This window comes from Actinomadura sp. 9N215, from assembly GCF_044326345.1.
Taxonomy (GTDB): Bacteria; Actinomycetota; Actinomycetes; order Streptosporangiales; family Streptosporangiaceae; genus Spirillospora.
On the sequence record NZ_JBIRBA010000064.1, the window covers coordinates 1 to 6,053 of the forward strand.

The 6,053-nt window shown below is 72.0% G+C and carries 3 protein-coding genes; all 3 read right to left on the reverse strand.

Annotated features, from left to right (window positions below; genetic code table 11):
• Positions 1 to 2,137: type IV secretion system protein (locus ACH34T_RS44475; protein ID WP_396027073.1), on the reverse strand; the 2,137-nt coding region annotated here is incomplete at its 3' end.
• The gene (locus tag ACH34T_RS44480) at positions 2,134 to 4,623 is read right to left on the reverse strand and encodes an ATP-binding protein (protein WP_396027074.1); all 2,490 of its coding nucleotides are present in this window, start codon (positions 4,621 to 4,623) and stop codon (positions 2,134 to 2,136) included. The genes ACH34T_RS44480 and ACH34T_RS44475, both read right to left, overlap by 4 nt.
• 178 nt (positions 4,624 to 4,801) lie before the next feature.
• Positions 4,802 to 6,053 (reverse strand): MinD/ParA family protein (locus ACH34T_RS44485; RefSeq protein ID WP_396027075.1); only part of this gene is annotated, 1,252 nt, incomplete at its 5' end.

Sequence of the window (6,053 nt, forward strand, 5' to 3'; positions counted from 1 at the left end):
CGCCAGTACCGCCGCCGCCTGAGCCACCCGACCCACCTGAGCCGCCGCCTGAGCGTCCGGAGCCTCCGCCGGAACCGCCGTTGCCGCCTCCGCTGACCCCGCCTCCGCCGGAACCGCGTCCCGACCAGGACGGCGGACGTTTGGTTCCCGCGCCCGACCCGGCACCAGGAGACGACTTCCCGGGGGACGACTTCCCAGGGGACGACTTCCCGCCGCCCACCACGACGCCTCCAACCGGACCGCCACCGCCGCCGTCCGAGCCCCGTTCGCCCGCCGCCGCGCGGGACGGCAGGTTCAGCGGCGGAGCGCCCCGCTGCGACCGGCCCTGGCGTGCCGCGGTGCCGGTACCGGCGCCGCGCGGACGGGCCGCCAACACCGGCGCGTCCTCCGGCGACTGCCCCTCGACCGCGCCCGCGCCCCGCCGGTCGGCCGCCACCGCGGTGCCGGGCGCCGTGTCGCGCTGCGTGGCCGGGGCGCCGGCCTCGGACGTCGCCTCCCGCTTGGCCCAGCGCGCGAGCCCGGCGCCGCCGAACGGTGCGACGGCCGCGATCGTGCTGCGCCGCGTCTCGGAGACGGACCGGTCGAGCAGCGCCTCACTCTTCTCCCGCGACCCCACGGCCCCGTAGCCGACCGCCGAGAACAGATGCTGGAACGGCCTGCGGTACACGAACGCCGCGAACGTCACCAGCGCGATGAGCAGGATCTGCAGGCCCCACGGCAGCGTCTCGCCGAGGATCAACCCGTACGCCCACAGCAGCAGCGACAGCACGCCGATGAGCGCGGCCTGCTTGAGCAGCATGGACAGCAGCAGTTCCAGCCAGCGGATGGCGATGACCCGTCCGATGCCCGGATGGATGCCGATCCCGAGGAAGATCGGCCCGGCCACCAGCAGCAGCAGGAACGCGATCTTCACCACGATCAGCGCGATCGCGATGACCATGATGAGCACGCCCGCGACGATCGCCGCCAGCAGGCCGCCGAACGCGACCCCGAGCCGGTTCTCCCAGTTCTTGCCCTGGAAAAGCGGATACGTCCCGGGATGTTCTTCCTTGATGTTCTTGGAGACGTCCTTGTAGGCGTCGGCCTTCTTCCCCAGATCGGCGCTGTTGTTGTCGCCGTGCGTCTCCGGCAGATCGACCGCCTGCGACCAGAGCAGCCGGTCGGCGTTGTCCTTGACGACCTTGGCGTTGGGGTCGGTCGTGCCGAACACGCCCTGCAGCCACGGCTTGCAGACCAGCGCCACCCACAGCCGGTTCGCGTTGCGGGTCGTCTCGTCCAGGCTCTCGGACGCCGACGGATCCGGTTTCCCGGCGGGCGCGGGCACGCACACTCCGCCCTTGGTGTCGCTCTGCGGCAACGCGGCGTTGAACGCGGCGCTCGTCGCCTCCGACGTCTTCGTCCCGAGCGTGGTGAAGTCCGAGGGCCGCGCGATCAGCCAGACCAGCGCCACCATCGCGACGATCATCCAGATGACGCCCTCGGTGACCTTGCTGGCCCGTTTGCGGACGAGCCCCCACCAGGCCAGCCACATCGCCCCGAGGATGACCACCCACGACCAGTAGCGCGCGTTGAACGTCTTGCCCATGTCGCTGATGACGCCGTCGACGGTGTCCTTCAGCCAGCCGAGCAGCGACTCCGACGCCGCCGCCTGGTAGACGCTGATCGTGGTCCGGTCGATCGCCCGGACGAACGTGAACACCGTGTTGGCGAGCCCGTTGCCCATCAGCGCCATCGCGTCCGAGCAGCCCATGTCGACCGCGTACCAGTACTGCCCGGCCGTGCCGTACCGGTCGTAGTACGTCAGGTTCTCGACGGGGGTCTTCTGCAGCTTCTCGCTCGGATAGTCGGGCGGCTTGATCATGCCGTCCGTCCCGGACCCGTACTGCTCCGGAGACGGGCTCTCCGCCGGGCTGCACGCGTCGTTCGGGGTCGGCGGCTTCGGGATCGACGCCATCGCGGGTGACAGCGGGCCGATCAGGAACAGGGCCATGACGACCAGCAGCAGTACCGAGCGGCGGGTGCGCGGGTGTGCGGGACGCCGCCGGGTGCGGCGGCCCTTCCGCTTGAGCACGGCGCGGTCGAGCCCTTCGCCGGGCGAGCGCTGCAGGCGCGCCGTCCCGTCGCGGGGACCCCTCATCGACTGACCTCCTCGACCTCGGCCCCCGCGGCGGTGAGTTCGGACGAGCCCGGACGGGACCGGGTCGGGTTGGTGTCGAGCCAACGCTGCAGTTCCTCGGAGATCAGGTCGACGCCGATACGTCCCGCACGGCCGTCGAGGTCACGGAAGATGCATTCGCCATTGCCGAGGTTGCGCAGGACGGCCTTGTGCTCCTCGGACGCCTCCACCCCGAGAAGCGCCATCACGTTGCCGACCTCGACCCGTTCGGTCGAGCGGAAGCAGAACACCGACGACAGGCAGTTCGTCACCTGCTCGTTCAGCAGGTCGCCGGCGTTCTGCGAGACCAGGATCAGCGCGGTGTTGCGCGACCGGCCCATGCGCGACACCTCGGGCACCAGCTTCGCGCCCTCGGGCGTCGACGTGATGGCCCACGCCTCGTCCAGGAAGATCGCCTTGGGCATCCGCCGGTCGAGGCCGTGCATGAGCCGCCGCGCGAACTGCGACACCAGGTACATCAGCGCCACCGACAGGCGCTGCTCGTAGGAGTAGTCCTCCCGCGAGATCGCGACGTCCGGCAGGGTGAGGCCGCCGAGCGTGAACACCGTCGTCCATCCGGCGGTGTCGATGCGGTCGCCGCCGGACGGGTCGAAGCACAGCCGCGCGAGCCGCATCTCCGACATCGACCGCAGCACCGCGCCGAGGTTCTTGGACGCCGGGTCGTCCGCGCCTTCGAGATAGTCGACGACGCGTCCGAGCGACGGCCGCTCCGCGTTCGCGACGGCGCCGACCGCCTGGATCATCGCGGACTCGCGCTCCTCCGACATCCGCGGCAGCAGCAGCCTCAGCGTCTCCGTCGCCATCGTCTTCATCGTGGCGAGGTCGTCGCCGAACGAGAACGGGTCGAGCAGGCCGGGCGACGCCGACCCGAGCGGCAGGATCCGCGCCCTCCTGCCCCGCGCCTTCAGCAGCTCCACCAGCGACTCGGCGTCGCCCTTCGGGTCGATCGCCGCGATCGTCACGCCGCGCAGCGCCATCTGGTAGATCAGCAGCAGCGCCAGCGTCGTCTTCCCGCCGCCCGGCTCGCCGGTGATCGCGACCGCGGTCGGACGGTTCCGCGCCGCCGCGACGAGCGGGTCGAAGTGCACGATCGACCGGGCCCGGCCGAGCGTCTCGCCGACGTACGGGCCGATCCAGCCCTCGTCGTGCTCGTCCGTCCGGTCGCCGAGGTCGACGGTCGCGACCGGCATGCCGCCCGCGATCGTCCGCAGCGGCTGGCGCTGCGCGTACGCGTTCAGCCTGATCTGGTCGCCGGGCAGCGACTCCAGGAACAGGGAGAACTGGTCACCGGTCGAGTTGACGACGTCGATACCGATGTCGCGGTAGTGCTCGACGACGGCGTCCACCCGCTGGGCGAGCAGCTCCTCCGTCGGCGCGGACACGATCAGCCGGTGCCACCCGTACACGAACGGGAGCCGTTCCTTGGTGATGCCGTGCTCCAGCATCCGCGCCGCGTCGATCTGCTCCGCGAGCGCGATCGGCGCCTCCGCGCCCGCCTCCCGGATGTGCTGGTCCATGTCGCGGGCGTGCGCGAGCTTTCGGGAGACGTCCTTGGACGCCTTCGCCGGCGGGATCAGCTTCATCCGCGCGCTGATCTCCACGGGGAACGGGAGCGCGTCGGCGTAGTGGAACCAGGGTTCGCCGTCCGGGAACGGCATCAGGTCGGGGAAACGCGCGAACGACAGGTACGCCACGTACGACGCGGCCGTCGCGCCGCCGCCCGCGCCGGTGAAGTTCGGCTGCTCGATCCGCAGGTAGGAGCGCCCGTTGTGGATGGCGCCCTCCACGAGCGACTCGATCTCGCCCTTGCCCCACGTCCGGCGCGCGACGGCGGACGGCGGCGGATCGGCCAGCGACCCCGTCACCGCGTGCTGGAACAGCCACGCCACCTCGGTGGACGTGGCGTGCCGCGCGTACAGGGCCGAACCGCCGAGTGCGCGGCCGATGCGTTCGGCCTGTTCGGTCCAGCGCGCGATCTCCTTCTTGTCGATCGCGTCGTCGTGGACGCCGAGGACCTTCTCGCTGCGCTTGTAGAACCCGAGGAACTGCGACAGCACCCCGCCAGACAGGTGCGCGCCCATCCCGCGCGGGCCGAGCCGGACCCCGAGGTAGACCTCCTTGGTCCAGAAGTCCTTGGCCCAGACGTGCGCGTACGTCTCCTCCAGGTACTCCCGCCAACCGGCGCCGTCGTCGGACGTCCGGTCGAGCGCGAGCGCCCAGTCCGCCGCGGGGTACGTCCGGTGCGCGATCCGCAGGTGCACTTCGGCGTCCTGCATCCGGATGCCCGCGAGCGCGATGGTGATGTTGGTGGCGAGCGCCTCGCGCTCCTCCCCGGTCGTGAACTCGTACGACACAGTGGGCAGCCGGAAGTACGCCCAGGCGGCGTTGTCGGTGAGCAGTACGCGGTCGTCGAAGTACCGCACGGCCAGCCGGCTCGACTTGCTCATGCCGTCCTCCCCATCCCGGTCCATTGTCGCGGGGCGCGGGCGGTCGCGAAGGGCCGCGCGGGGAAGTGTTCGCCTTCCGGATGGTCATCAACGTCAGGCGCGCCCGCAAGGAAGGCCCGGCTGGCGTAGGTCTCCGCCCGGCTGGCGTAGGTCTCCGCTCGATGCCCGCGAGGGGCGCTCATCGGGTGGCCTCCTGCTCGTGCTCGAACTCCTGGTAACGCTCGGGCATCACGGTGAAACCGCCGGCGACCACGCCGGCCAAGGCAAGATAGGCACGCCGCGTCGGCGTGCGCAACGACTTCAGCTCGTTGCGCGGCGCGCGGTCCATGCTCAGGTGATCATCCCATGGAATGCGCACCAGCGCCCGGCAACGCCCCCGCGCCATCGACTCCGCCTGCTCGACGTCGTCCATGCTGCGGCGGCTCACCCCGTTGATCACCGTCACCGCGCGGGATCGCAGCTCCTCGTAGCCGTGGCCGTCCAGCCATTCGAACGTCATCGCGACCGCGCGCGGCGCGTCGGCGCTGGCCGGGGCGACGAGCACGAGCTGGTCGGCGTACGGCAGGACGCGCGCGACCACGGCGGCGGCCGCGTCCAGGAGCGTCACCGAGTAGAACCTGTCGATCGTGCGGATCGCGAGCGCGTAATCGCGGTCGTCGAGCGCCTGCAGCGGGTTCTTGCCGGCCGCGATGACGTCCAGGCCCGACTTGGCCTGCGACGTGTACCGGCGCATCGCCGTGAGAGAGCCGACCTGGTCGGCGCGCGTGATGAGCCCGGTCAGCGTTTCGTTCGTGTCGCTGCGCGTCCGCCGCGCCAGCGCGCCCGGGCCGGGGTTGACGTCGACGGCGACGATCGGCTCCCCGTTGTGCTGTGCGAACGTGTGGCCGAGCATCAGCGACGTCACCGTCTGCCCGGCGCCGCCGGTGCAGCCGAGCACGACGACGTGGCGCGTCCCGTGGAAGGGCTGCTGCAGCCGCTGCAGGTAGTCGGCGTCGACGTCGCCGTGCCCGCCGCCGACCGCGTGGAACAGCCGGCGCAGCCCGCCGCCGGTGACCTCGTGCTCCGGATCGGGCGGCGTGATCGCGGGACCGGACGGCGGCGGAGCCGGTGGCGGCGGCAGCGGCCGCGGCCGGACGGGCGACGCCGGCTGCGACCGGACTTCGCGCGGCGGGGCCTGCTCCTCCACCGGCCCCGGCTGGACCGGCGGCTCCGGCTGGACCTGCGGGGCGGCAGGCTCGGGCGCGTTGGCGGCGGGTGGCTGGGCGGCGGGTGGCTGCTGCAGCGGTTTGGAGAGGCCCTGCGACCAGGGCCTCGGCGGCTCCATCCGCGGCGCGGGCGCGTCCTGGGGTGGGCCGCTCGGGGCCTGCTCCTCCGGCCGTGACCCGAACGTCCCGGGGACCATCGGGAGGTCAGGTCGCGTCGCGGGCGGG